Source organism: Pseudomonas sp. NFACC16-2 (assembly GCF_900119205.1).
Lineage (GTDB): Bacteria > Pseudomonadota > Gammaproteobacteria > Pseudomonadales > Pseudomonadaceae > Aquipseudomonas > Aquipseudomonas fluorescens_Q.
The window spans coordinates 39,400-62,990 of the sequence record NZ_FPIX01000004.1 but is presented as its reverse complement, the minus strand read 5'-3'; the positions used below and the strand labels follow the sequence as shown (position 1 = coordinate 62,990).

Genomic DNA, 23,591 nt, shown 5'->3' with positions numbered 1-23,591 from the left:
CGGGCGACCTTTGTCCCGACCCTCGGGGCGACTACATCCATCTGCTGCGATGAGCTGTGGCGCAGTTCGTCAAGAACTGCGCCACATATTTATCCGAAAATGGCGCAGCTCTAGGAACTGCGCCATAATTGCGCCAAAATCTCCTCAAACAGCGCCAACACAACCATGCCTTCGACCACCGACATACTGAACAGTATCCAGGCATCCAGGAACGGGGTGAGCCTCTCAGAGCTCTTGACCAGGCACCCTGAAATTGCCCGGCGAACGGCGCAGCGCATCCTTGCAAACCTGATCGAAAGCAGCCAAATCACTGCGCAGGGCGAAGGCAGGGCACGGCGTTATTTCGCAACAGAACACCGGGCTGAAACCCATGCCCTGAACACTGACACCGATGCCTTTCCTACCTTCATTCCATTATCCGCAGACAGCCGGGACATACTCGCCTACATCAACCAGCCCACAGAAGCGCGCAAGCCTGTGGGCTACCAACGTGACTTTCTGGACGCCTATCGCCCTAACGAGACATGGTACTTATCTGAGTCGTTGCGGCGCCAATTGCATAGGATGGGCAAAACCGCTGATGCGACGGAGCCAGCAGGCACTTATAGCCGGGCGGTCCTGAATCGCTTGCTGATTGATCTGTCGTGGGCATCAAGCCATCTGGAAGGAAACACCTACTCACGGCTCGACACGCGACAACTCATCGAGCAAGGCAAGGCAGCACAGGGCAAGGCCGCCATAGAAACGCAGATGATCTTGAACCATAAGACAGCTATCGAGCTTTTGGTCGAGAACATCGAGAGTGCCGAGTTCAACCGTTACACATTGATGAACCTGCATAGCGCCTTGGCTGAAAACCTGCTGCCCAACCCAGCAGACGAGGGCCGAATTCGCCAGCACGCCGTCGACATAGGGAAAAGCACCTATCGCCCGCTCTCAACGCCACAGCAAATTGAAGATGCACTGGACGTCCTGCTGGGCAAAGCCAATCAGATCGCTGATCCATTCGAGCAGTCTTTCTTCATGATGGTGCACCTGCCCTACTTGCAGCCCTTTGCCGACATCAATAAGCGCACATCCCGACTGGCAGCGAATCTCCCCCTGTTCCGTGCCAACCTTTGTCCGCTGACCTTTCTGGATGTACCGGAGCAGGCCTACAGCCGAGCCACATTGGGCGTGTACGAAATGACCCGTGTAGAGCTGCTTCGCGACTTGTATATCTGGGCTTACGAACGCTCAACACTGGAATATCTGGCAATCAAGCAAGATCTTGCGGAACCGGACCCTCTACGCCTGGCATGGCGAGACCTCATCAAGAAGACCATTCGGGAAATCATCACTCACCCAGAGCTTGATCCGTTGTCATGTATTCAACACTCGGTAGCGGAATATGTTTCAGAAAAAGAGCAGCCGGAAGTGCAAGCACTGATCGTCGAAGAACTCCGTCGCCTGCACGAAGGGGTGCTCGCACGCTACGGGTTACGACCATCAGAGTTCATGTCCTGGAAGTCGCTCCATGGCCACTGATGGATCATAAATAAATCTGAGAATCATCTGGCCGGCCTCCCCACCTCACAGGACGTGTCGGAAAACTCAACAAGAACGACGTTTCAGATCCCTCTGGAACAGGCCACGGCTCGAAAAAGCGCTGTCACTTTTCCTTGGAAAAACGTGGCCTATCCCCTGCCAGTGTCGAGTGCCTATCTAGGGTCGATGACATCCAGTGCCCGGTTTGCCAATAACTGACCCAGCTCGATCAACTGTTGCAGCCCTAGTGCAACATGCCGTCGAGAATCCTCCAGATCGAACGCCAGATCGCCGGCCATGGCATTGGCGGAGGCCAAGGTTTCGCTGAGATTGGCCAACAGGCTTTCAGCATCGACGCCCTCCACGACAGTGAACAACTGGTCCGGAGGCAGCTTCTTGTCGGGCTGGGCGGTTTTGGGGTTCAGATAGGAATCAATGACGCGTTCGGCGTTGGCATCGGCAGCGATGTCCAGGTGCAGCGGTGGAACGGGTGGGTCGGGGATGAGTTTGTCCATGGAATGCTCCTAACGTTAGTGGGAGCCGCCACGTTCGCTGCTAAACGAGTGGGTGGCAGCCGTGCGCAGGTTAGCAGACCGGTACGTTAGGAAACCGGCGCACCCGAGGATGCCCTGCGCATAGCTGCCATAAGAATTCGAGCAATAAAAATGCCCGCATTGAAGGCAGTTGCCATGCGCCTAACGTTGTTCCGAGCTGCTAAACCCGACCGCTCAATTGGTAGCGGTGGACAAAGACTAGGCACCGAAATCAGCAGGCGCAAGAGACTGGAATTTTCTAGGAAATGTCCTGCAAGTCAATGGGGAATATTCGTTCCGTCGATTCCTACGACAAGCCCGTTTAACGATTCCACACAGGAACAAATTGCGTATAGTCACGCCCGCCGCCCTTGCGGCAATCAGTTTTGGCAGCCCACAACCTCTGATGGAGCATGAGTTTTGTACAAGAAATTTACAGGGATCGTTTTTCTGCTATTGAGCGGCTGCTCACTGCATCCGTATACCAAGGACGAGCTGCTGAACACTGGCATAAGCAGCCCCGAGTACTGCCTGACGCAAGAGCGGGCGGTGGTGGAAAAACGGGTACAAGGTTACTTGAACCACTGCTTTCACCCACAAGTGACCGAGCTCACGACGGGTGGGAGACTCGTCAATACCATCCAATTGAAAGTCGACAGCAATGCCGAAAGAAGCGACATGGTGCTATGGGCGCCGACAATCTATGGCAGTCAGTTCTATATGGACGTGATCGTCTCGGAAAAGAACCCCGCCTGCAAAACCACCATGATTGCCGTGGCTTCAGGCTGGGCCTTTGAGCGAAACTTTCCGAAGATCCTGGAAAGCGCGAAGGGGGAAGACCCGTGGTGCCCACTGTAAACTCGTTGTACGCAAACCCGGGACACCCAAGGCGCGACAGAAAGAAAAAGAAGCGGACGCCAAAAATAAACCTGCCCATGGTGAGCGATAACAATCCGGATTTTGTGGCGAGGGGATTTAGCGAACATCGCACCGCCCCGCTGGGCTGCGCAACAGCCCTAGAGCAGTAAACTCAATCTTCCTGGCACACCGAGTTTGATCGTTCCCACGCGTGGGAATGCATCCCGTCACGCTCTGCGTCACCTCTCAGAAGCGGAACGCGGAGCGTCCCTGGCGACATTCCCACGCAGGAGCGTGGGAACGATCGATATGTATTTTCGGCCTTAAAAATCACATTGTTGCAATTTGTTCCAAGAGAGCTCCACGGTCACCAGGCCCTTGCCTTGCAGCGTGCCCTTGGCGTTGTCCAGACTGGCGGCCTTGAGTTCGACGCCGGCACTGCGGCTGGCGATCAGGCCTTGGTCGGCGTTGTTGACCTTGCCGGTCGCCGTGACCAGCAGCTTGCCATTGGCGGCGACGGTGCCTTTGCTACGGTTGTCCAGGCTGTCGGTGCGCACGGTCACGATGCCTTGGCTGGACAGCTCACCACCCTGGTTGTTGATCGCGCCCGCGTTGGTGACGTCGAGGTTCTTGCCGGCCATGACCAGGCCGGTCAAGTTATCCAGGCTGCCCAGGATCAGCGTCGCGCTGTTCAGGGCGTGTTGGCGGTCGTCCATGATCAGGTCTCGTTACAGCAGCAATTAGATGGATACATCCACGCGGAAGTAGATCGGCGCTTCGCGCTCGGTCAGGGCATCCGGACGTTCCAGGGAATGGGCAAAGGTGACGCTGGCGTTCAGGTGCTCACCGCGGGCGAACAGCTCCAGCGAGTTGCTCGACATGCGCCCGTGCTGATCACCGTTGTAGTGATCGCCACGAATCACACCCTGGTCATAACCGAGGCTGGTGCCGTATTCGGCGAACACCGGGCGCAGCCATTCCACGGTCACCGGGCGGCTCCAACGCAAGTCGTTGCGCCAGTAGCCGCCGCTGTCGCCGGACAATGTCTGGTCCTTGTAGCCACGAATCGACGACAGGCCGCCCAGGCTCATGCGCTGGGGGCTGAACAGCACGTCTTCGCTGCGCTGGCCGGTCATCAGGCTGCTGAAGCTGAAGGACTCGCCACCCAGCATGAAGGGCTGCAAATAGCTGAGGGTCGCGGTGTATTTGCGGTAGCGCGCATCCGGCAACCCCGTTGCGCGAGGTTTTCTGGTGATCGCTGACGGCATCGTGGCCGCCGCGCAAGGCCAGTTGGTCAGCCAGGCCCAAGGGGCTGTCCCAGTCCAGGGAAGCGCCCCATTGCTGCTCGCCGGTGCTTTTCTGCCCGTCGTTATGCCGGGACAGGCCAGCGCGCCAAGGCTTTTGCGGGGTGTTATTGACCCGCACTTCGCTGCCGCCGATGTTCTGCCCCGGCGTCAGTTCCATTTGTACACGGTTGGACGGCAAACGGTTCAGTTGATCGACCATCTGCTCCATCTCACGCAGGTTGAGCAGTTCGCCGGTTTTGCCGGGAAAAGCCATCGCCAACTCGCGATCCGACAGCCGACTGTTCTCGGCACCTTCCAAGCCTTCCAGGCGCCCCTCGACGACCAGCACTTGCAGGTGACCGCTGGACAGGTCCTGTTGCGGCAAGTAGGCGCGACTGGTGACCAGGCCTTTGTCGAGATAATGGTCAGTAATGACTTTGAGCAGCTCGTTCAGCTGCGGCACGCCCAGGCATTGGCCGATGTAAGGCTTGAGCAGGTGTTCGCGCTCCGCATCGGACAAAGCATCGGCGCCCTTGAGCTCGATGGTCTTGATCGGGAAGCAACGGGTATCGACAGGGGCCGTCGGCTGAGTCGGCTTCGCCTCCTTGCCGGGCAGGTCCTTGAGTTCTTCCAGGCGCCGACGCTGCTCTTCGAGCAGGCGATCCTGACGTTCACGGATCAGGTCCGTGTCACCGGGGGTTGGCGCAGCGTAAGCAAGCGTTAGCGGAGACAGGCACAGTAAAGCCAGGCACGACCTCGCCCACAGGGCGGGTGAGAACATGTTCGATCCCTCGATACAGAAATGACAGCAAGCTGGTGAGCGGGCGAGGAGCCGAATGCCGGCTTACCCCCATGAAACACTCACGTTGCTGATGCGCAAAACTACGCGCACACCAGACCCTGCATATCGCTTTCGGTTCAAGAGAGCGGGAATTTTCCATTCAAAAAAGAGACGCGTCTCACAGGACGCGTCTGAAAACACAACAAAAACGACTGCTCGGATTGCGCAGACGCCTATAAACACTCATCCAGGAAACGCACCACGGTTCCCATGCAAGCCATCCGCTCCTCGATATGGGGCATATGGCTGGAGTGTTCGAACAACGCCCAGCGAATGTCGGGAACATGATCCACATAGGGTTTGACCACCAACGGCGTCGCTTCATCGTAACGGCCTGAAATCAGCAGGGTCGGCACGCTGATCCGAGGCAAGCGATCGGTGATGGTCCAGTCCTTCATGCTGCCGATCACATGGAATTCGGTGGGGCCATTCATGGCGTGATAAACGGTAGGATCGGCATCGATCTGGGCAAAGGTACGGGCGACTTCATCGGGCCAGGGCGTGACACGGCAGACATGACGGTCATAGAAAACCCGAGCGGCCTCAAAATACTCGGTAGACGTCAAGGTTCCCTCCCGCTCGTGCTTGAGCAGTGTTTGCTGCACCTCAATGGGTAGAAGCTGGCGCAAGCGATTGACTTCAAGAAGCCAGGTGGACATGTCCGCCGGGGAGTTGGCGATAATCAATGCGCGCAAGCCCGCGGGCTGGAGCACCGCATGTTCGCTGGCCAACATGCCGCCCCAGGATTGCCCCAACAGGGCGTAATGGTCGCCAATACCCAGATGATCCAGCAGGTTCGCCAACTCATCGAGAAACAGCGCCACGTTCCAGAACGAGGGGTCTTTTTCCGGAAGATGGGTGGAACGCCCATTGCCCAGTTGGTCGTAATGAATCACCGGATAGCCACTGTTGGCAATATCCTTGAAGGCATCGACATAATCGTGTGTACAGCCCGGGCCGCCATGCAGGATCAGCAGCGGCGTACGGCCACTGCTGAAATCGCCAGTGATGCGATACCAGGTCTGATACGGACCAAAAGGCGCAAAACCTTCGTGCGTTACGGGAAGATCCATTTCGTGCCGCTCCCTAGAAATCCTGCCGCACACGATACCGGGGACTGGCTGGCGGAATAACTAGAGAAACAGATAGGTTTTTGCCCGATTTCAGCTATCGAGCAACCGATAATGCACCGCCCTGACCACGGCTTGGACCCGATTCCTGGCGCCGAGCTTGTGCATTGCAGAAGTCAGGTGCAGGGTGATGGTGGCCAAGGAGCGATTCAGTTGCCTGGCGATGTCCGCCGCCGTCAACCCGTCAGCGGCTAACCTCAAGCACTCACGCTCGCGTTTGGTCAGGCGAACCGGGCATGCGCGGGCTTCCTTGCCGAGCAGCGGAAAAGCCGCCTCTTGCAGGGCATGGGAAATCAGGCTGAAGTCGCCCAGCGTTTGCCGGACATCCTGCAGGGTGCTCCCCTTCGTATCGGCGCGCAGCCCGGTCAATGTCGCAAAGCCGCCTTTGGGTAAATGCATCGGCACCGTCACGCCGCAGGTCATGCGCGAATCCTGCAGGTAGCTCACGACCGGTGCATGACTCTGGCCGATGAACGGCTGCAGCACCGTGTCGGCCTCCGGTTGATAGGACCAGACAAAAGGAGATATGGCATTGATTGCCAGATGCTGGACGGGGTCGATCTGGTAATAACCTTCTTCACACCAGAGCGAGTGCCAATCACGGGGGGTATTGCGCAACTTCAGCACAGTCGGGGTGATCAGTGCCCCATCATGATCCAGTGGCACCGGACTGTAGTCGTACACCAAGGCTTCAAAGCCTAGCGCCTGGACCATCCCCAGGGTGTTATCCATCTGTTCGTCCAGGCTCCTGCCAGACAAAAGACGGGTATTGAAGTCAGACAGCTTGGCCTGCATCCATTCAGCTCCCTTATTAATTTCAATCCTGAAATCGTGCAAGTAGAATGCCACGCCTGAGCGAGGGAATGCCAGATCAAACCTATAAGAATTGCTAGCTTATGGGCGCGTAGCTTCCTCGGTAAGGTTTAGCCAGAGCGGCACCTGAGCAGGAGAGCAATGATGTGGCGTGAGATCGAGCCAGACCAACGGTACGACGTGGAAGTCGATGGTCATCGTCTGGTGGCCTATGGCTTTGGCGACGGCGACGAGGTGCTGCTGTGCCTCAATGGCGGCCCGGGATTACCTTGCGATTATCTGCGTGACAGCCATGGCTGGCTCAAGGAAAAGGGCTTGCGGGTCATCGCTTTCGACCAGTTGGGCACCGGCGCCTCGGCCAGGCCTACTGACGAATCCCTGTGGGACATCACCCGTTACGTGGCAGAGGTAGAGACCGTCCGCCAAGCCCTCGACCTGGGCAAAGTGCACCTGCTGGGGCACTCCTGGGGTGGCTGGCTGGCGATCGAGTACGCCATTCATCACCCCCAATCGCTGAAAACCCTGATCCTGGAAAATACCGCCGGCGATATTCCTCACCTGTCCTTGGAGTTGGAGCGTCTGCGGGCCGCCCTGGGCAGTGAGACCGTCGCGATGATGCAGCGCCATGAAGCCTCGGGCACCCTGGATCATCCGCAATACCAGGCGGCCATCACCCTGCTCAACTATCGTCATGTCTGCCGTCTGGACGAATGGCCAGCGCCGGTGACACGTTCCCTGGGCGATTGGAACATGGGGCCCTACATGACCATGCAGGGCCCCAACGAATTTCTCTATACCGGCAATCTCAAAAACTGGAATCGCATCGAGCAGATGGCCGGCTTCGAAATGCCCGTGCTGATTACCACCGGTCAACATGATGAACTGACGCCAGCCTGTGCAATGCGCATGAAAATGGCGCTCAAGGATGTACAACTGAATGTGTTCCCCAACAGCAGCCACATGCCGTTCTACGAAGAGCCCCACGCCTATTTCCCAGTCCTGCTGGATTTTCTGCACCGCCACCGGAACTAGCCCATGAACCTGGCGCGCTACCGTTTCATACTGTCGCGCCCGCTACAGCTATTGCCCGTGCTGTTTGGCATCAGCATGATCACCTTTGTGCTCGTGCGCTCAATCCCCGGGGACCCCGCCCGGGCCCTGCTGGGCTCGCGCAGCACGCCGGAGGCGCTGATCAGGATTCGTGCCCAGTACGGTCTCGACCAGCCGTTGTGGATGCAGTACTTCTACTTTCTCAAGAACCTGCTCAAAGGCGATCTCGGCCAATCGCTGCTCTACAAAGTCGATGCCTTGAAGCTGATCAGTACCCGCATTGAGCCAACCCTGTTCCTGGTGCTCGGCAGCGTACTGCTGGCGCTGCTGATTGCCGTGCCGTTGGCAACGGTGGCGGCACGCAACAAGGGCGGCTGGCAGGATCACCTGATTCGCCTGTTCACCACGGCAGGGCTCGGCATGCCGGCGTTCTGGCTAGGCATCATGTTGATCCTGCTGCTCAGTGTGCAGTTGGGTCTATTCCCGGTCTCAGGCTATGGACGCACCGCTTGGGACAAACTGCATCACATGGTTTTGCCGTGCCTGACCATTGCCCTGGCACTCTCCGCCGTTCTGGTGCGCAACCTGCGCGCCAGCATGCTCATGGAGCTACAAGCCGATCATGCCACCGCCGCACGGGCCCGGGGCTTGTCCGAGCGGGCGATATTTCGTCGGCATGTGCTGCCCAACTCCCTGGTGCCGGCGGTCAACCTGCTGGCGGTGAACATCGGCTGGTTGATCAGCGGCACGGTGGTCATCGAAAGTCTGTTTGCCATTCCCGGCATCGGCCAATTGCTGGTACGCGGCATTTTTACCCGCGACTACATGGTGGTCCAAGGCGTGGCCATGGTGCTGGCCCTCGCCACCGTCACGGTCAACTTCCTCGCCGATGTGCTAACCGTGATGATCGACCCGCGGGTGAACATGCGATGAATGGCCAAACCCTCAGTCCCACCTGGCGTCTTGCGCTGCGTCTCGGCTTGCGCAACGGTCGCCTGGCCACCGTGCTCGGCCTGGCGATTCTGTTTGGCTGGCTGTTGCTCGCCCTCTTCGCCCCCTGGGTCGCGCCCTTCGATCCGATTGCCCAGAACACCGATATCCGCCTGTTGGGGCCGAGCCTGGCCCATCCGTTCGGCACGGACAATTTCGGCCGCGACGTTCTTTCCCGAGTGATCTGGGGCGCGCGCATCGACTTGCAGATTTCCGTGATCGGGGTGGTTTTCCCGTTCTTGATCGGCACTTGCGTCGGCGCCTTGGCCGGCTATATCGGTGGCCGGTTCGACACGATCTGCATGCGCCTGATCGATATTATCCTGGCCTTCCCCTTCCTGGTGCTGATGTTGGCAATCATGGCCATCCTCGGCCCCGGCCTGGGGAGCTTTTATATTGCGATGGCCCTGGTGGGTTGGGTGTCCTATGCGCGGCTGATCCGTTCGCAGATCCTGGTGCTCAAGCAAAGCGATTTCGCCTTGGCGGCCAAAAGCCTGGGCTTCGGTCATGGACGCATTCTGTTTCGGCACCTGTTGCCCAATGCCATGTTCGGTTCGATCGTGTTTTCCATGTCCGACGCGGTACTGGTATTGCTCAATGGGGCGGCGGTCAGCTATCTCGGCCTGGGGGTCCAGCCACCCACCGCCGAGTGGGGCACGATGGTCGCCGAAGGCCAGAGTTTCATCACCAACGCCTGGTGGATCTGCACCTTCCCGGGATTGGCGATCGTCACCCTGGCCATGGGCTTCAGCCTGCTGGCCGACGGTGTCGCCGAGCAGCTCGGAGAACGCCCATGAGCCCACCGGTGCTGCACGTCGAGGACCTCAGCGTGATCGCCGGCCACGGTGAGGACGAGATCACGCTGGTGGATCGTGTGTCATTTGACCTGGCCGAAGGCGAAATCCTCGGTCTGGTGGGTGAAAGCGGCTCAGGCAAGACGATGGCCTGCCGGGCCTTGATGCGTTTGCTGCCCTCTGCAAACCTGCGGGTCCAGGGCAAGGCCCTGCGCCTTGCCGGTGAGGACCTGCTATCGCTGGATGAAGCCGGCATGCGGGGCATACGGGGTCGGCGATTAGGGATGATTTTTCAGAATCCCGGCAGTCATCTTGACCCGCTGATGCGTATCGGCGAACAGATCGGCGAGGGCATACGCCTGCATCAGGGAGCGTCCAAACGTGAAGCACGGGCGAAGGCCATTGATGTGTTACGCCAGGTGGGCATTCCCGATCCGCTAACGCGGGTCGACAGTTATCCCCACGAGTTTTCCGGTGGCATGCGTCAACGCGCCATGATCGCCGTGGCATTGGGTTGCAACCCCCAGGTGCTGATCGCCGATGAGCCGACCACCGCCCTGGATGTCACGGTACAGGCGCAGATCCTGCGCCTGCTCCTGGATTTGCGCGACCAGCGAGGGCTGTCCATCATCATGATCACCCACGACCTGGGGATCGTCGCCCAGACCTGTGATTCCATCGCGGTGATGTACGCCGGTCGGCTCTGCGAACACGGCAACAAGCTTGATCTGCTGGCTCACCCACGACATCCCTATACGGCGGCCCTGATCGACTGCCAACCGGCTACCAGCGCCGGCCATGCCCTGCTCAAAACCATCGCCGGCCAGCCTCCTCTGCTGGATGCGCTACCCAGCGGTTGCCGCTTCAACCCACGCTGCCTTCAGCAGGGCAGCCAGTGCACGCGGCTGTTGCCACAGATGCAAGCCACGGCAGAGGCACACCGGGTCGCCTGCCATTACCCGCTGCCAGTGGGTGTTTCGTCATGACCTTGTTGCACGTGCAGGATCTGCAGGTGCGCTTCGCCGCCCCTGGCAGTGGTCCGTTCGGAATCAACAGGCAATGGGTGAAAGCCGTCAACGGTGTGTCGCTGAGCCTGGCCCCCGGGGAGGTGCTTGGGCTGGTGGGGGAGTCGGGCAGTGGCAAGAGCACCCTGGGTCGGGCCATCTTGCGCCTCACTGAGGTCAGCGCCGGACAAATCCTGTTCGATGGCGTGGATATGGCTCAAGGCAAGCGGATCGACATCGAGCGACTGCGCCACGAAACCGCGATGATTTTCCAGGATCCTTATACCGCCCTCAATCCGCGAATGAGCATCGGCGACACCCTGGCTGAAGTGCTGCGAGTGCGCTGTGCGATTCCTGCATCGCTGATTCGCCAGCGGGTCGATGAACTGCTGAACCTGGTCGGCCTGCGACCGGAGTTGGCCGACCGCAAACCGGGTTCGTTGAGTGGCGGTCAATGCCAACGTGTGGGGATCGCGCGTGCACTGGCCATCGAGCCACGGTTGATCATCGCCGATGAATGCGTGGCTGCGCTGGACGTTTCCATCCAGGGCCAGATCATCAACCTGCTGCTGGAGCTGCGACAGCGCATGAACCTGGCGATTCTGTTCATTGCCCACGACCTGGCGATCGTTCGGCGACTATGTGATCGGGTCGCCGTGATGTACCTCGGCGAGATCGTCGAGCAAGGGCCCACGGAGGCCGTGTTCAGCAGCCCGCGGCACCCTTATACCGTCGCGCTGATCCAGTCCATTCCGCACATCGACCCGACTCGACCGTTGCTGAGCGCTCCCCTGCCTGGCGAGCCGCCCAGCCCCCTGAACCTTCCATCCGGCTGCGCTTTTCATCCGCGCTGCCGGTATGCACAACCCATCTGCGCGAAAACGCCGCCCCCCATCCATGACATCAATGGACATCGTTATAGCTGTGTGCTCGGAGAGCCATTGCTCTAAAAAACATTCATCAATAGGGAGTTTGACCATGCGATCGAAACATTTGCAGTTGCTGACCGCCGCGACGTTGACCGTTTGCACACTGGCGGCCGGTGTCGCCCAGGCAGCAGGCGTGCTGACCATCGGTTGTCGGGAAGAAAGTACGACGTTCGACCCGATCAAAAGCGCGCAGAACCGTGATAACTGGGTGTTCTCCAATGTCTACGACGTATTGGTGCGCGTCGACAACACCGGCACCAAGCTGGTACCGGGGCTGGCCGAAAGCTGGCAGGTTTCCGACGATGGCATGACCTATACCTTCAAACTACGCTCGGCCAAGTTCTCCGACGGCTCACCGATTACCGCCAGCGATGCAGCGTTCAGTCTGTTGCGCATCCGCGACAACAAAGGGTCGCTGTGGAGCGACTCCTACAAGATTATCGACAAGGCCCAGGCAACCGACCCGCAGACACTGGTGGTGACACTCACGAGCCCTTCAGTGCCCTTCCTCGCGCAGCTGGCGTTGCCCAACGTCTCCATCCTGTCGCAAAAGGCCATGGAGAAAATGGGTGAGCAAGCCTATGCCCAGGACCCCGTTGCCTCTGGCGCCTTTATCGTCAAGGAGTGGCTACGCGGTGATCGCGTGGTGCTGGAGAAGAACCCCAACTTCTGGCAGGCCGACAAGGTGAGCCTGGATGGCGTGGAATGGATCTCCATCCCGGATGACAATACGCGGATGTTGAAGGTACAGGCCGGTGAACTGGATTCGGCGATCTTCGTGCCCTTCTCGCGCGTCGAAACCCTGAAGAAAGATCCCAACCTGGTCGTACACATGGACCCCTCCACCCGCGAGGATCATCTGCTGATCAACCATGAGCACGGACTGCTGGGCAAGCCTGAAGTACGTCAGGCCCTGGACCTTGCGATCAACAAGAAATCCCTGGTCGATACCGTGACCTTCGGCCATGGCCAGGTGGCTTATTCCTACATCCCTAAAGGCGCGCTTTATCACAATGCCGATAATCTGCAGCGCCCGTACGACCCGGAAAAAGCCAAGAAAATGCTGGCGGATGCAGGCGCCTCAGGCCTGAAGCTCAACTATGTGGTCAATGCGGGCAATGAAGCCGACGAGCAGATCGCCGTGCTGGTCCAGCAACAGCTCGCAGCCGTTGGCGTGACAGCCACCTTGCAGAAAGTCGACCCAACCCAGAGTTGGCAAATGCTGATCGACGGCGATTACGATCTGTCCGTGATGTACTGGACCAACGACATCCTCGACCCGGACCAGAAGACCACCTTCGTCCTGGGACATGACACCAACATGAACTACATGACCCGCTACAAGAACGACAAGGTCAAGGATCTGGTGGCGGCGGCGCGGGTAGAAGTGGACCCGACCAAGCGCAAGCAGATGTATACCGACCTTCAGGCGATCGCCAAGCAGGACGTCAACTGGATCGATCTCTACTACAGCCCGTACATCAATATTTCGCGCAAGAACATCGAGCACTTCCAACAAAACCCACTGGGGCGCTTCTCTCTTGAGGAAACAGTGAAGCGCTAGCGAGTAGTGGCTTTCATCCGAGTCGGGTAGGGCCAGTGGCAACGCCTTGATCACGAATCGAGGCTTGCCACTTGATGGCCAAGCAACATCGGCCGCTCCCCGGTCATCTCGCACAGCAGCGCTGTGACGGCGTTCCCTTCAACCGTGCCGTGCTCTTGCAGAAAGCCCGCCACGGCGCTGACCGCCGGCCAGTAACGGTGCACCAGGCAACTGCAGCGGGCGATGGCCTGGGCTTGGGCGTCGAGCAGCTTGCGCGGTGGTAGCAGGCTGATCAATTCATGCCCCCGGTCCAGGTCACCGCGGCCGCTGCCCCTGATCAACCGGTCGGACCGGCGGTGCCGGTAGACCGCTTCGGCCACTGGCCCCGCGAAGCAATGGAGCAGGTCACGTTCAATGGCATCGACCATCGAGGGCAGGAATTCAGCGATCCCCGGGGCGTCGAAGGCCGGGCGCGCGACCAGGTAGTCAGCTTCCACCAACCCTTCTGCGTATTGAGGGTTGCCGCGCAGGTCGAACAGAGGTCCCGTGCAGGCTTCCGCCTTGGTACGCACGGTGATGCGTTTTATCGGTTGACCGTTCCACCAAAAGGCCAGGGCATGACCCGCTTCGTGGAAGGCCGTGCTGCGCGGGCATTTGTTCATTATTGGGTCCGTCACGGCAGGCGCCATTCATATCATCTGCCTCGCCGCTTGGCTTCGATAAAAGATTATCCCTATCGACCGTTAATACTGCGCCTATTAGCTATCTGGCAAAGCAGGACTAGCCTGAATTCAGGCTGGTGTAATCCGGCCCGTGAAACCTGACAAAGAGATACGAAGCGTTCAGAAACGTACTGGGCTTGCCGTGGGCCACCGTGCTAGCAATTAGATATTGCAGCGTGGCCAAACATGATCAGTTGAGCGAACTGTGAGCCCTGCGCCCTGTGTATTTCGCCTGTCGCTATTCGAAGCCTCGCCGGGCTGGATAGCTGGATGAATACGACCAAAGGTAGCTTCTCATGGCAAACGAATCGAAATGCCCGTTCAATCACGCCGCTGGCGGTGGCACGACGAACCGCGACTGGTGGCCAAACCAACTGAATCTGAAGATCCTGCACCAGCACTCCTCGCTGTCCGACCCGATGGGCGAGGATTTCAACTATGCAGAAGCGTTCAAGCGCCTGGACTTCCAGGCCTTGAAACAAGACCTGAATGCACTGATGACCGACTCGCAGGACTGGTGGCCGGCAGACTTCGGCCACTATGGACCGCTCTTTGTCCGCATGGCCTGGCACAGTGCGGGCACCTACCGCACCGGTGATGGGCGCGGTGGGGCGGGTTCCGGCCAGCAGCGATTTGCACCGCTCAACAGCTGGCCCGATAACGTCAGCCTCGACAAGGCGCGTCGGCTGCTGTGGCCGATCAAGCAGAAATATGGCCGCAATATCTCCTGGGCTGACCTGATCGTCCTCACCGGCAACGTCGCGCTGGAATCCATGGGCTTCAAGACCTTCGGTTTTTCCGGTGGCCGCGCCGATGTCTGGGAGCCGGATGAAGACGTCTACTGGGGTTCGGAAAACAAATGGCTGGGGGGCGATGTTCGCTACGGCAAGCCCGACAAAGCCGCCATGCAAGACCCCGGCGAAGGCCAATTGGTGGCCGAGCCCGGCAACGAAGAAAGCCGCACCGACGAGGGGCGCAACCTGGAGAACCCGCTGGCCGCCGTGCAGATGGGGCTGATCTACGTCAACCCGGAAGGCCCCGAGGGCCAGCCGGACCCGGTCGCCGCCGGGCTGGACATTCGCGAAACCTTTGCCCGCATGGCGATGAACGACGAAGAAACCGTGGCACTGATTGCCGGCGGCCACGCCTTCGGCAAGACCCACGGCGCAGGCCCTGCGGACAATGTCGGCGCCGAGCCCGAGGCCGCGGGCCTGGAGCTGCAAGGCCTGGGCTGGAAGAGCACCTTCGGCACCGGCAAGGGGCCCGACACCATCACCAGTGGCCTGGAAGTCACCTGGACCACCACCCCGACCCGCTGGAGCAATAACTACCTGGAGAACCTGTTCGGTTTCGAGTGGGAACTGACCAAGAGCCCTGCAGGCGCGCACCAATGGACGCCGAAAAACGGTGCCGGCGCGGGCATCATTCCCGATGCCCACGACCCGGCCAAACGGCGTAACCCAACGATGCTGACCACCGACCTGGCGCTGCGCTTCGACCCGATCTACGAAAAAATCTCCCGGCGCTTCCTGGCCAACCCGGACCAGTTGTCCGACGCCTTCGCCCGCGCCTGGTTCAAGCTGATCCACCGCGACATGGGCCCGCTCTCACGCTACCTCGGCCCGGAACTGCCCAACGAAGAACTGCTGTGGCAAGACCCTATCCCGACGGTCGACCATCCGCTGGTCAACGACGGCGACATCGCCGCCCTCAAAGGCAAGCTACTGGCCTCGGGGCTCACGGTTTCACAGCTGGTGTCTACAGCGTGGGCCGCGGCTTCCACCTTCCGGGGCTCCGACAAACGCGGCGGTGCCAACGGTGGCCGCCTGCGCCTGGCCCCGCAGAAAGATTGGCCGGCCAACCAGCCAGAACAACTGGCCCAAGTGCTGGCGACCCTGGAAAGGGTTCGGAACGAGTTCAATGCCGCCCAAGCCGACGGCAAGAAAATCTCTCTGGCGGACCTGATCGTGCTGGCTGGCAGCGCCGGTATTGAACAGGCCGCGAAAAATGCCGGGCTCAGCGTGACGGTACCCTTCACGCCGGGACGCATGGACGCGAGCCAGGAGCAGACGGACGTCGAGTCGTTCGGTTTTCTCGAGCCCATCGCCGACGGTTTTCGCAACTACCTCAAGGGCCGGTACCGCGTGTCCGCCGAGGCTTTGTTGATCGACAAAGCACAACTGCTGACCCTCACTGCCCCACAAATGACGGCACTGATTGGCGGCCTGCGGGTACTGGACACCAACGTCGGCCACACGGCGCACGGTGTCTTTACCCAACGGCCCGGAACGTTGAGCAACGACTTTTTCGTCAACCTGCTCGACATGGGCGTGGAATGGAAAGCCCTTTCCGACACCCAGGAAACCTTCGAGGCCCGCGACCGCAAGACCGGCCAGGTCAAATGGACCGGCACGCGCGTCGATCTGGTCTTCGGCTCCAACGCCCAGCTACGGGCCTTGGCTGAGGTCTATGCCAGCCCGGATGCCCAGGGGCAGTTCGTCAAGGACTTCATCGCGGCGTGGGTCAAGGTGATGAACCTGGATCGGTTTGATCTCAGGTGAGCAGCGTACAAGGGCATGAGGTCTGGCAAGGAGCTGGCCTCATGAACTTTTCTTCACCCCACGCCCCCGCGTGATTGGGTACAGTCGCCTCGCTCATTCAAGAAACTAAGGTTTTAGCCCGCTCTCCCAGCGGGCTTTTTTTCGCCTGGCATTCAGGCTGACGAATGTGCATTGCCCGACGCAGGCACGGCAGCCGCCTGCATCGCTCGCGGTGGTTTCAACACGGGCTGCTCCAAAGCCGCGCGCCCATAAAACAGCAACGCCATCAGCCAACAGCTCAACCAGACAAAAATCCCCGCCCAGAACGTGTGGGACATGTAATGCCAGCCCTGCAGGACCCGCGTCGTGCCGTAGACAAACCCCAGGGCCAGCGCCCCGTGCATCAAGGCTTTCGAATGACGCCAGCGGTAACGGCGGGCAACGAAATACAGCGCCAGCATCGTAAAGCCGCCGGACGCATGACCGCCGGGCCAGCAGCGACCGTCACCGGCGACTTTCAGCAGCTCGAAATTCTGGAACCATTCCTTGTGCTCGATCTTGCCAGCGTACTGGGTGGTTTCCACCGGGCAGTAAACGCTGGTGTGGCCCTTGAGGTAATGGATCACCCCGGTGCTGAGGGAAAAGGCGAAGACCACGTAGAGAAAGTCGCGCCGATGTTTGTGGGCAAAACGTAGTGGTTTGCTCAGTCGGGTCTTATCCAGCAGGCGAAGCAGCCCAGGGCGTTTTTCCGGTTTGAAGATCGGCCAGACAAACGACAACAGCGCTCCGATAATCGCCGCCTCGCCGGTCCAGTTCGGGATGATCCTGGCCCACTTATGGGTGATTTTCTCGAACAGCCGCACGTGCTCCAAGGGAAAGACCTGGTGCAGCGGGTCGTAGAATAAATTGCTGAAGGCGATGTCGATGCGAGTCATGTCGAACAGTAAGAACACCACCAAGGCGCAGACCAGGGGAATTCCAAGATTGAGCCCGTAGAAACGGGCGCGAGCAGACGTCAGCATGGTCGGTCCTAATCGTGGGAAAGGTTACTGGAAGCCACCGAGCGCCAGTCAGAGGCTTCGATAAAACCAAGCAACTGCGGTGCTTGTGGCTGGGCGGTGGAGACGAATAGCGAAGCGCCGTAGCCAAACGTCGAAGTGGGCCGGTGGAGCGCGGTTTCCAATGCCTGCATGCATTCGCTGTGGGTGACCAGGATCAGGTTGCGCCCGGCGACCTTGTGGGCCAGGGCATTGCGCAGAAGGTCGTGGCGGCAATTGATCAGCCAGTCGTCGCCAGCACTCACCTTGTTGAACATGTAGCCCGCCGTCTGGGTCGCACGGACCAGAGGGCTGTTGTAGAGGTCGGCGTTATCCAGGCCCAGTTGCTCGAACCGCGCCCCCAGGCCCACCGCAACGGCACGGGCCCGGTCAGTGATGCCTTCGCGATCATTCAGGCACGCGGCCTTGGAGTGATCGCAGCGTTCGACGTGACGCACCAACACGATCATCTCACCCTTGGCCCAGCCATCGGCCAAGGCCCGGGCGCCGGCGATGTTGCCGTGGGCCAGGTCCGGTATCGCCGCCGGGCTGAGCAGCCAGAGCGTCAATGGAATGACCAGCAGCGCCGAAGCCAGCACGACCACAGCGTTTTGGTAGCGGGCAAAGCGCCGCGTATCGATCGAGCGCGTTACGCCGAAAAGGCTCAGTCTCAGTTCCACATCAAGCCGCCCCGACGGCATCCACCCAGTCATTCGATGGCGCGACAGTAGAGAGGCCGACGTAGGCAGGCGGTGAAACAGATGTGAAAAAAAGCTTGGGGTGCAAGCAAAGCTTGCTCCCACAGATACCCGGAAAAAAACTTACAGATCTTGCCCTCCCCGCCGATACAGCCCTGTTACATGCTCTTGCTGGCTCTTAACAACAACAATCTTCCAGCGTACCGACGATCAAGCAGCACAACGTTCCTGGAGGAATTTGATGAATAGCTGGTTTGGCAACATTAGCGTCAACATGAAATTGGGCCTGGGCTTCGGCCTGGTGCTGGTATTGACTTGCCTGCTGGCCCTGACCAGTTGGACCAGCCTGGGTGGACTGATCCAGCGCAGCAACTGGATGAGCGACATCACCCAGCTCAACGCCGGCCTGACCAAGCTTCGCGTCACCCGTCTGCAATACATGCTGACCAACGGTGACGAGACCGCCGCACAAAATGTGCAGACCACCCTCGATGGTTTCGTGGCGCAACAGAACGCCCTGCTCAGCAGCTTCAAGAGCCCGCAAAACGTCAAGTTGCTCAAGGAGCAGAGCGCAGTCATCAACGCCTACCAGGTGTCCCTGAACAAAATGCGCAGCGCCTACCGCACGGGCAATACTGCCCGCGATGCCATGGGCGCTAACGCCGAGATAGCCTACAAGCTGATCGAGACCCTGGATTCGGACGTTCGGAAAATGGGCGCCGGCGACGAGCGTTTCGCCCAGTTCCAGGCCATCACCCAGGCCAAGCAGGACTTCATGCTGGCCCGCTATGAAGTGCGCGGCTACACCGCCAACAGCAACGCCGACACCGAACGCAAGGCTGTCACCCAGCTGGACGCCGCCATCGCGTCGCTCAAGCCGCTGAACGAGCACTTCTCCAGCACCCGCCAGGATGAACTGCGCCAACTGGAAACCACCCTGGCCCAATACCGCAGCGCCGTGCAGGCCTTCAAGCTGGCCACCGCCGACGCGGTGCAGGCACGCAAGGAAATGACGGAACAAGGCGCGTCAATCGTGACGTTGAGCGAACAGCTGTACCAGATCCAACTCGACCGCCGCGACGCCGAAAGTGCCCAGGCGCGCACCCTGCAACTGGTCAGCACCCTGCTGGCATTGCTGGTCGGCGTCATTGCAGCCGTGATCATCACTCGCCAGATCACCGGCCCGCTGCGCGACACCCTGGCCGTCGTCGAGCGCATTGCCGGTGGCGACCTGTCGCACAACGTCATTGTGACCCGTCGCGATGAGCTGGGCGTGCTGCAACAAGGCATCGCGCGCATGGGCGTGACCCTGCGCGACCTGATCAGCGGCATCCGCGATGGTGTGACCCAGATCGCCAGCGCCGCCGAAGAGCTGTCCGCCGTCACCGAGCAGACCAGCGCCGGGGTCAACAGCCAGAAAGTCGAGACCGACCAGGTCGCGACCGCCATGCACGAAATGACCGCCACGGTGCAGGAAGTGGCACGCAACGCCGAAGAAGCCTCCCAGGCCGCAGCCGCAGCCGACGGCGAAGCCCGTGCCGGTGACAAGGTGGTCAGTGAAGCCATCGCCCAGATCGAACGGCTGGCCAGCGAAGTGGTTCGCTCCACCGACGCCATGACCGTGCTGCAACAGGAAAGCGACAAGATCGGAAGCGTCATGGACGTGATCAAGGCCGTGGCCGAGCAAACCAACCTGCTGGCCCTCAACGCAGCCATCGAAGCGGCCCGCGCCGGTGAAGCCGGCCGGGGTTTCGCCGTGGTCGCCGACGAAGTCCGTGGCCTGGCCCAGCGCACGCAGAAATCCACCGAGGAAATCGAAGGCCTGGTGGCCGGCTTGCAGAATGGCACCCAGCAAGTGGCGGCCGTGATGAACAACAGCCGCAACCTCACCGACAGCAGCGTGGCCCTGACTCGCAAGGCTGGGGAATCACTGGGAAACATCACCCGCACGGTGTCGAACATCCAGTCGATGAACCAGCAGATCGCCGCTGCCGCCGAGCAGCAAAGCGCCGTGGCCGAGGAAATCAGCCGCAGCATCATCAACGTGCGCGACGTCTCGGAACAGACCGCCGCCGCCAGCGAAGAAACCGCTGCTTCCAGTGTGGAACTGGCGCGGTTGGGTAATCAGTTGCAGATGATGGTGAGTCACTTCAGGGTTTGATCATGAGAAACGCCCGTTTCCAATTGGCAATGGGCGTTTCGCGTGAAGGCTTTGCTCAAGGGTTCCAGGGGTTGATGACTTCAACGCCTGGGAACTTGAAGTCTTTGGTATTGCGGGTTGCGATCAGAGCGCCGTGCGCTCTGTACGGGGCAGATCCAATTCAACACCGCCCAAGGCACTGAACCTGTTTCGGATACGACTACCCAATCCTCCCTGAGGACTACCCATCGCAAGGGCTCGCTCCAGTATGAACCGTGCCTCTTCCTCTATGGAATGACCGTTGCGCGCCGCTGCGATACGCAGTTGTTCCTCGATTTGATCATCAAGGTCTCGAATTGTGATGCAGGCCATAGCGTCCTCGTAATCAGTTCCACATGAATTGCACGCTAGGTCACCCTCCCTCGACTTGTCCAGTCACTGTTACACACTCATCCATAACGACTGTATCAACTCCCGCTCAACCAAGATCCAGACAACGCATCGCCCTTTCGTACAAAACCCACCCCCTCTCGTCCTACCGCCTTTTGTCCCACGCTCCTGTACGGTTTCCCCTGGACCGCACATTCCGTTCGAACAGGAGATAGACAGCACATGGACGCAAGCAACGACTCACTGTTGCACCGGCTCATCGAGGCCCCAATCGGCGATGACAACGCCCAGGCCGATTTCAGGACAGCCCTGCAGCGCATGGGATTGACGTCGGTCTTCGACGTCATGCGCATGGGCAAGGCGCAATTCATCCTTGAACTGGGCAAGCATACCGACGTGGATGCCGGGCAGGTCTATGACAATGCCGCCAGCTATGCCGGGCAGGTCAGTCGCCTGTATCAGGAGCACCTGATATCACCCAGCGATACTCGGCGACGTGCCCGGCGCAGCCTGGGTTCGGACTCAACCTCGGCGTCCGTCAGCTATCAAGCGCTGTTCAACGAGCATTGGGATCAGTTCTGCAAGGAAGGTGACATCGCTGCCATCGACTCGCCCGTGGCCTATCTGCGGGCGCTGTATCTGTTTGCCGGCCAGCTGGAAAACGCCTCCCCATCAACCGACAAAATCACTCTGGAGCAACGACGACCGGACCTCAAGGGGCTGATGCTCGATCAACAAAGTGCCTTCGTTGCGCGGCCAATGCTGGACATCGTCAATGACACCTTGCGCAGCGCGATCGAAGCCCATCTGGCAACGAGCGACAAGACCGTCCACCAGGTCCTGGCCAGCGAACACTACCCCTTCTCGCTGCCCTACGACCTGCATCATCACCAGTGCCTGTTGGGGCTGGGCGCAAACAAACCGGTGCTGGGCGAATTGAATTATCGGGTGAGCCTGAAACTTCCGTTTTCACCAGGGGATTCACCTTACGGGCGTGTTTCGCAATCCCATGTCGAGGCGCAAAGATTGTTGTCCGGGCTCAGTCCTGAGCAACAGAAAATCCTGCTCGCGCCGGCCAGTTCAGACCTGGACCTTGACGTCCTGAAGAGAAGCTACGGCACTGAAAACCCCAATCGCCTCCACGATCTTTCGTTCTTCAAGGAGCGCACCGGGCTGACCACGGAACAGGTCGAGCAGTTGCTGGCACAAGGTGCCTACAGCCCGCGAACCTCGACCGAGAGCCCCCCCTCGATTCATGCCAACAATTATGGAGCCGCTTACATCAACGGGCCGGAATCGACAGCCACCCTGACGACTCTCAAATCCACGGACACCGTCATCCATGCATCTCGCGAACGGTTCGCCCGCATGCAGCGAATGATCCGATTGCAGCGCTGGACCGGTATTCCCGTTGCCGAACTGGACACGCTGATCGTCAATGCCTTGCGCTCGGAAGGCAACACGACGATGACGCTCAACACCAATACCTTGCGCACCCTGGGGGTCTATCGCTACCTGAACCAACGCCACGGCATCGCACCGCAAGAGTTTGCGTCGTTACTGCACGACATGCCGATTGCTGCTTGCGGCCAGCAGGTGCCCTTGTTTGACCAGGTGTTCAATCGAAACCAATTGCTCGGACACCCGCAGGTGGAAGACCTGGTCACGACGGACCTGAAAACCTTCAGCTATCTCAGTGCGGGCCTCGGACTTCCCATGACGCAAGATTCGCTGCTGTTGCTAACGAAGCAAACCGAAAAATACCTGTCTTCGTTTAAACACGATTTATCCACGGTCTCGTCACTCTACCGCCAGGCCCGTATCGCCCGGATGTTTGGGCTCTCTCCCTTCGAATGCACGGCGCTGGCCCACTTACTGGGCGGGGAGGATTTCTGCAAAGCGTTGGTGACAGGGGCATTGAGTACTTCGCACGTCTCACAACCCGACATTCTCGATGTACTGATGGCGCTGGATTGGGCCGTCGACTGGCTCAAGCAAGACAACCGGGATGTCGCGTCATGGTGTCGTCTGTTCGAGGTTGTCGAAGACGACGTGCCAATGAACAAGAGCCTGGAAAAACGACTGTCGATACTGCTGGCGCAAGAGCCCCAACCGAGCGGAGACCGGCACGTGGTGGAGACCTTGCTGCACGACCTTGCCGACTTGTCTGCGGAGTACTTCCCCTGCGTGATGCGAATGGCCGACACCCATGCAACGATGGTTGTCGCGGCCATCGAGAGCGCCCCTGGGAAAATGCCTGCATTGCTGGCGACGGTATTGCGCACGGCCCAAGCGTGCAAGGGTTTGCACCTGAGCAGCAGCACCCTGCGGCAATTGATGAATAACCCAACCTGGCTGGCCGCAGGCAGCACGGGAACGCTGACACCTCAAACCCTGTATCTACTCGAACGCTTCAGTCACTGTGCCCACCATCAGGCCCGGTCAGAAGAACACCTGCTGCATTACTTGCAGCTTGCCAACCAGGACACGCCGCAAGGCACAGGCGAAGAAGCCAATAAACTGCTGGCCAGCCTGCTGGACTGGAGCACTGACGAAGTCAGTTGCCTGACCGCACAACTGGAACACAAACGCGCCCAGTCCATGGAAGCCGTGGATTGGATCATGCGCTGCCAGGCGTGCTGCCAGCACACCGGGCTGTCGGCCAGCCTGCTGCTCAAGGCAACCGCACTCAACAGCGACAGCGAGACATCGGACTGGAGGAGCGTCGGTGAAGCGCTGATCGCGGCCTGCCACTGACACGTCCAT

General features: G+C 59.6%; 19 protein-coding genes and 2 pseudogenes. 12 read left to right on the top strand and 9 right to left on the bottom strand.

Features of this window, described 5'->3' with window-relative positions; translation table 11 throughout:
• The first annotated feature begins 216 nt into the window (after positions 1-216).
• Positions 217-1,527 (top strand): Fic family protein, encoded by a 1,311-nt coding sequence (locus BT116_RS05645; protein ID WP_256572532.1) that lies wholly within the window; start codon positions 217-219, stop codon positions 1,525-1,527.
• Between the two features lie 173 nt (positions 1,528-1,700).
• Here the strand turns inward: BT116_RS05645 and BT116_RS05640 are convergent, their stop codons facing one another.
• Positions 1,701-2,042, bottom strand: a complete 342-nt coding sequence (locus tag BT116_RS05640) for a DUF6124 family protein (protein WP_072340950.1) — start codon at positions 2,040-2,042, stop codon at positions 1,701-1,703.
• Between the two features lie 438 nt (positions 2,043-2,480).
• On the opposite strand from BT116_RS05640, the gene BT116_RS05635 reads away from it, so the two are divergent.
• Positions 2,481-2,918, top strand: coding sequence for a hypothetical protein (locus tag BT116_RS05635; RefSeq protein WP_072340947.1), 438 nt, complete (start codon positions 2,481-2,483; stop codon positions 2,916-2,918).
• 323 nt (positions 2,919-3,241) lie between these two features.
• Here BT116_RS05635 and BT116_RS05630 read toward each other — a convergent pair whose 3' ends face one another.
• The 4 genes and pseudogenes from BT116_RS05630 to BT116_RS05615 form a co-directional block, all read right to left on the bottom strand.
• Positions 3,242-3,634: a hypothetical protein gene (locus tag BT116_RS05630; protein ID WP_072340945.1), complete on the bottom strand. Its 393-nt coding sequence runs from the start codon at positions 3,632-3,634 to the stop codon at positions 3,242-3,244.
• Between the two features lie 24 nt (positions 3,635-3,658).
• Positions 3,659-4,985, bottom strand: a pseudogene (locus tag BT116_RS05625) (ShlB/FhaC/HecB family hemolysin secretion/activation protein).
• 233 nt (positions 4,986-5,218) lie between these two features.
• A complete protein-coding gene (locus tag BT116_RS05620; RefSeq protein ID WP_072340943.1) occupies positions 5,219-6,118 on the bottom strand; it encodes a proline iminopeptidase-family hydrolase in 900 nt (299 codons plus the stop codon).
• A 90-nt stretch (positions 6,119-6,208) separates the two neighbouring features.
• Positions 6,209-6,970: a LuxR family transcriptional regulator gene (locus BT116_RS05615; protein ID WP_072340940.1), complete on the bottom strand. Its 762-nt coding sequence runs from the start codon at positions 6,968-6,970 to the stop codon at positions 6,209-6,211.
• A 162-nt stretch (positions 6,971-7,132) separates the two neighbouring features.
• Between BT116_RS05615 and BT116_RS05610 the strand changes: the two genes are divergently transcribed.
• Genes BT116_RS05610 through BT116_RS05585 form a run of 6 tightly spaced genes read left to right on the top strand, consistent with a single transcriptional unit; the run spans position 7,133 to position 13,319 of the window.
• Positions 7,133-8,020 (top strand): proline iminopeptidase-family hydrolase, encoded by an 888-nt coding sequence (locus tag BT116_RS05610; RefSeq protein WP_072340938.1) that lies wholly within the window; start codon positions 7,133-7,135, stop codon positions 8,018-8,020.
• 3 nt (positions 8,021-8,023) lie between these two features.
• Positions 8,024-8,971, top strand: coding sequence for an ABC transporter permease (locus BT116_RS05605; protein ID WP_072340935.1), 948 nt, complete (start codon positions 8,024-8,026; stop codon positions 8,969-8,971).
• Positions 8,968-9,825 (top strand): ABC transporter permease, encoded by an 858-nt coding sequence (locus tag BT116_RS05600; protein WP_072340932.1) that lies wholly within the window; start codon positions 8,968-8,970, stop codon positions 9,823-9,825. The genes BT116_RS05605 and BT116_RS05600 overlap by 4 nt, the downstream gene beginning before the upstream one ends.
• The gene (locus BT116_RS05595) at positions 9,822-10,808 is read left to right on the top strand and encodes an ABC transporter ATP-binding protein (RefSeq protein ID WP_072340929.1); all 987 of its coding nucleotides are present in this window, start codon (positions 9,822-9,824) and stop codon (positions 10,806-10,808) included. Before BT116_RS05600 ends, BT116_RS05595 begins: the two co-directional genes overlap by 4 nt.
• Entirely contained in the window at positions 10,805-11,776 is a 972-nt protein-coding gene (locus tag BT116_RS05590) for an ABC transporter ATP-binding protein (RefSeq protein ID WP_072340926.1), read from the top strand. The genes BT116_RS05595 and BT116_RS05590 overlap by 4 nt, the downstream gene beginning before the upstream one ends.
• 28 nt (positions 11,777-11,804) lie before the next feature.
• Positions 11,805-13,319, top strand: a complete 1,515-nt coding sequence (locus tag BT116_RS05585) for an ABC transporter substrate-binding protein (RefSeq protein ID WP_072340923.1) — start codon at positions 11,805-11,807, stop codon at positions 13,317-13,319.
• A 50-nt stretch (positions 13,320-13,369) separates the two neighbouring features.
• On the opposite strand, the gene BT116_RS05580 is transcribed toward BT116_RS05585, so the two are convergent.
• Positions 13,370-13,960: a hypothetical protein gene (locus BT116_RS05580; RefSeq protein ID WP_072340920.1), complete on the bottom strand. Its 591-nt coding sequence runs from the start codon at positions 13,958-13,960 to the stop codon at positions 13,370-13,372.
• 356 nt (positions 13,961-14,316) lie between these two features.
• Between BT116_RS05580 and katG the strand changes: the two genes are divergently transcribed.
• Positions 14,317-16,581, top strand: coding sequence for a catalase/peroxidase HPI (gene katG / locus BT116_RS05570; RefSeq protein WP_072340917.1), 2,265 nt, complete (start codon positions 14,317-14,319; stop codon positions 16,579-16,581).
• Between the two features lie 152 nt (positions 16,582-16,733).
• Here the strand turns inward: katG and BT116_RS05565 are convergent, their stop codons facing one another.
• Both BT116_RS05565 and BT116_RS05560 read right to left on the bottom strand, forming a co-directional pair.
• The gene (locus BT116_RS05565; protein ID WP_072340914.1) at positions 16,734-17,582 is read right to left on the bottom strand and encodes a phosphatase PAP2 family protein; all 849 of its coding nucleotides are present in this window, start codon (positions 17,580-17,582) and stop codon (positions 16,734-16,736) included.
• Between the two features lie 8 nt (positions 17,583-17,590).
• Positions 17,591-18,298 carry a lipopolysaccharide core heptose(II)-phosphate phosphatase PmrG gene (locus BT116_RS05560; RefSeq protein WP_072340911.1) on the bottom strand — a complete coding sequence of 236 codons (708 nt, stop codon included), beginning with the start codon at positions 18,296-18,298 and terminating at the stop codon, positions 17,591-17,593.
• A gap of 238 nt (positions 18,299-18,536) precedes the next feature.
• Between BT116_RS05560 and BT116_RS31750 the strand changes: the two are divergent.
• Together BT116_RS31750 and BT116_RS31745 are read left to right on the top strand one after the other, a co-directional pair.
• Positions 18,537-19,550: pseudogene (locus BT116_RS31750) on the top strand (methyl-accepting chemotaxis protein); the annotation flags it as partial.
• A gap of 42 nt (positions 19,551-19,592) precedes the next feature.
• Positions 19,593-20,456 carry a methyl-accepting chemotaxis protein gene (locus BT116_RS31745; protein WP_371914351.1) on the top strand — a complete coding sequence of 288 codons (864 nt, stop codon included), beginning with the start codon at positions 19,593-19,595 and terminating at the stop codon, positions 20,454-20,456.
• 123 nt (positions 20,457-20,579) lie between these two features.
• Here the strand turns inward: BT116_RS31745 and BT116_RS31360 are convergent, their stop codons facing one another.
• A complete protein-coding gene (locus tag BT116_RS31360) occupies positions 20,580-20,807 on the bottom strand; it encodes a FitA-like ribbon-helix-helix domain-containing protein (RefSeq protein WP_025211697.1) in 228 nt (75 codons plus the stop codon).
• Positions 20,808-21,047: 240 nt separating this feature from the next.
• Here BT116_RS31360 and BT116_RS05545 point away from each other — a divergent pair, with 240 nt between their 5' ends.
• Positions 21,048-23,582 (top strand): Tc toxin subunit A, encoded by a 2,535-nt coding sequence (locus BT116_RS05545; protein ID WP_072340905.1) that lies wholly within the window; start codon positions 21,048-21,050, stop codon positions 23,580-23,582.
• Positions 23,583-23,591: the final 9 nt, after the last annotated feature.

Coding starts and splice junctions, on each gene's coding strand:
- BT116_RS05545 (WP_072340905.1), top strand. CDS start 21,048: ATGGACGCAAGCAACGACTCACTGTTGCACCGGCTCATCGAGGCCCCA.
- BT116_RS05630 (WP_072340945.1), bottom strand. CDS start 3,634: ATGGACGACCGCCAACACGCCCTGAACAGCGCGACGCTGATCCTGGGC.
- BT116_RS05605 (WP_072340935.1), top strand. CDS start 8,024: ATGAACCTGGCGCGCTACCGTTTCATACTGTCGCGCCCGCTACAGCTA.
- BT116_RS05615 (WP_072340940.1), bottom strand. CDS start 6,970: ATGCAGGCCAAGCTGTCTGACTTCAATACCCGTCTTTTGTCTGGCAGG.
- BT116_RS05620 (WP_072340943.1), bottom strand. CDS start 6,118: ATGGATCTTCCCGTAACGCACGAAGGTTTTGCGCCTTTTGGTCCGTAT.
- BT116_RS05590 (WP_072340926.1), top strand. CDS start 10,805: ATGACCTTGTTGCACGTGCAGGATCTGCAGGTGCGCTTCGCCGCCCCT.
- BT116_RS31360 (WP_025211697.1), bottom strand. CDS start 20,807: ATGGCCTGCATCACAATTCGAGACCTTGATGATCAAATCGAGGAACAA.
- katG (WP_072340917.1), top strand. CDS start 14,317: ATGGCAAACGAATCGAAATGCCCGTTCAATCACGCCGCTGGCGGTGGC.
- BT116_RS05640 (WP_072340950.1), bottom strand. CDS start 2,042: ATGGACAAACTCATCCCCGACCCACCCGTTCCACCGCTGCACCTGGAC.
- BT116_RS05585 (WP_072340923.1), top strand. CDS start 11,805: ATGCGATCGAAACATTTGCAGTTGCTGACCGCCGCGACGTTGACCGTT.
- BT116_RS05595 (WP_072340929.1), top strand. CDS start 9,822: ATGAGCCCACCGGTGCTGCACGTCGAGGACCTCAGCGTGATCGCCGGC.
- BT116_RS05600 (WP_072340932.1), top strand. CDS start 8,968: ATGAATGGCCAAACCCTCAGTCCCACCTGGCGTCTTGCGCTGCGTCTC.
- BT116_RS31745 (WP_371914351.1), top strand. CDS start 19,593: ATGGGCGTGACCCTGCGCGACCTGATCAGCGGCATCCGCGATGGTGTG.
- BT116_RS05610 (WP_072340938.1), top strand. CDS start 7,133: ATGTGGCGTGAGATCGAGCCAGACCAACGGTACGACGTGGAAGTCGAT.
- BT116_RS05580 (WP_072340920.1), bottom strand. CDS start 13,960: ATGAACAAATGCCCGCGCAGCACGGCCTTCCACGAAGCGGGTCATGCC.
- BT116_RS05565 (WP_072340914.1), bottom strand. CDS start 17,582: ATGCTGACGTCTGCTCGCGCCCGTTTCTACGGGCTCAATCTTGGAATT.
- BT116_RS05560 (WP_072340911.1), bottom strand. CDS start 18,298: ATGCCGTCGGGGCGGCTTGATGTGGAACTGAGACTGAGCCTTTTCGGC.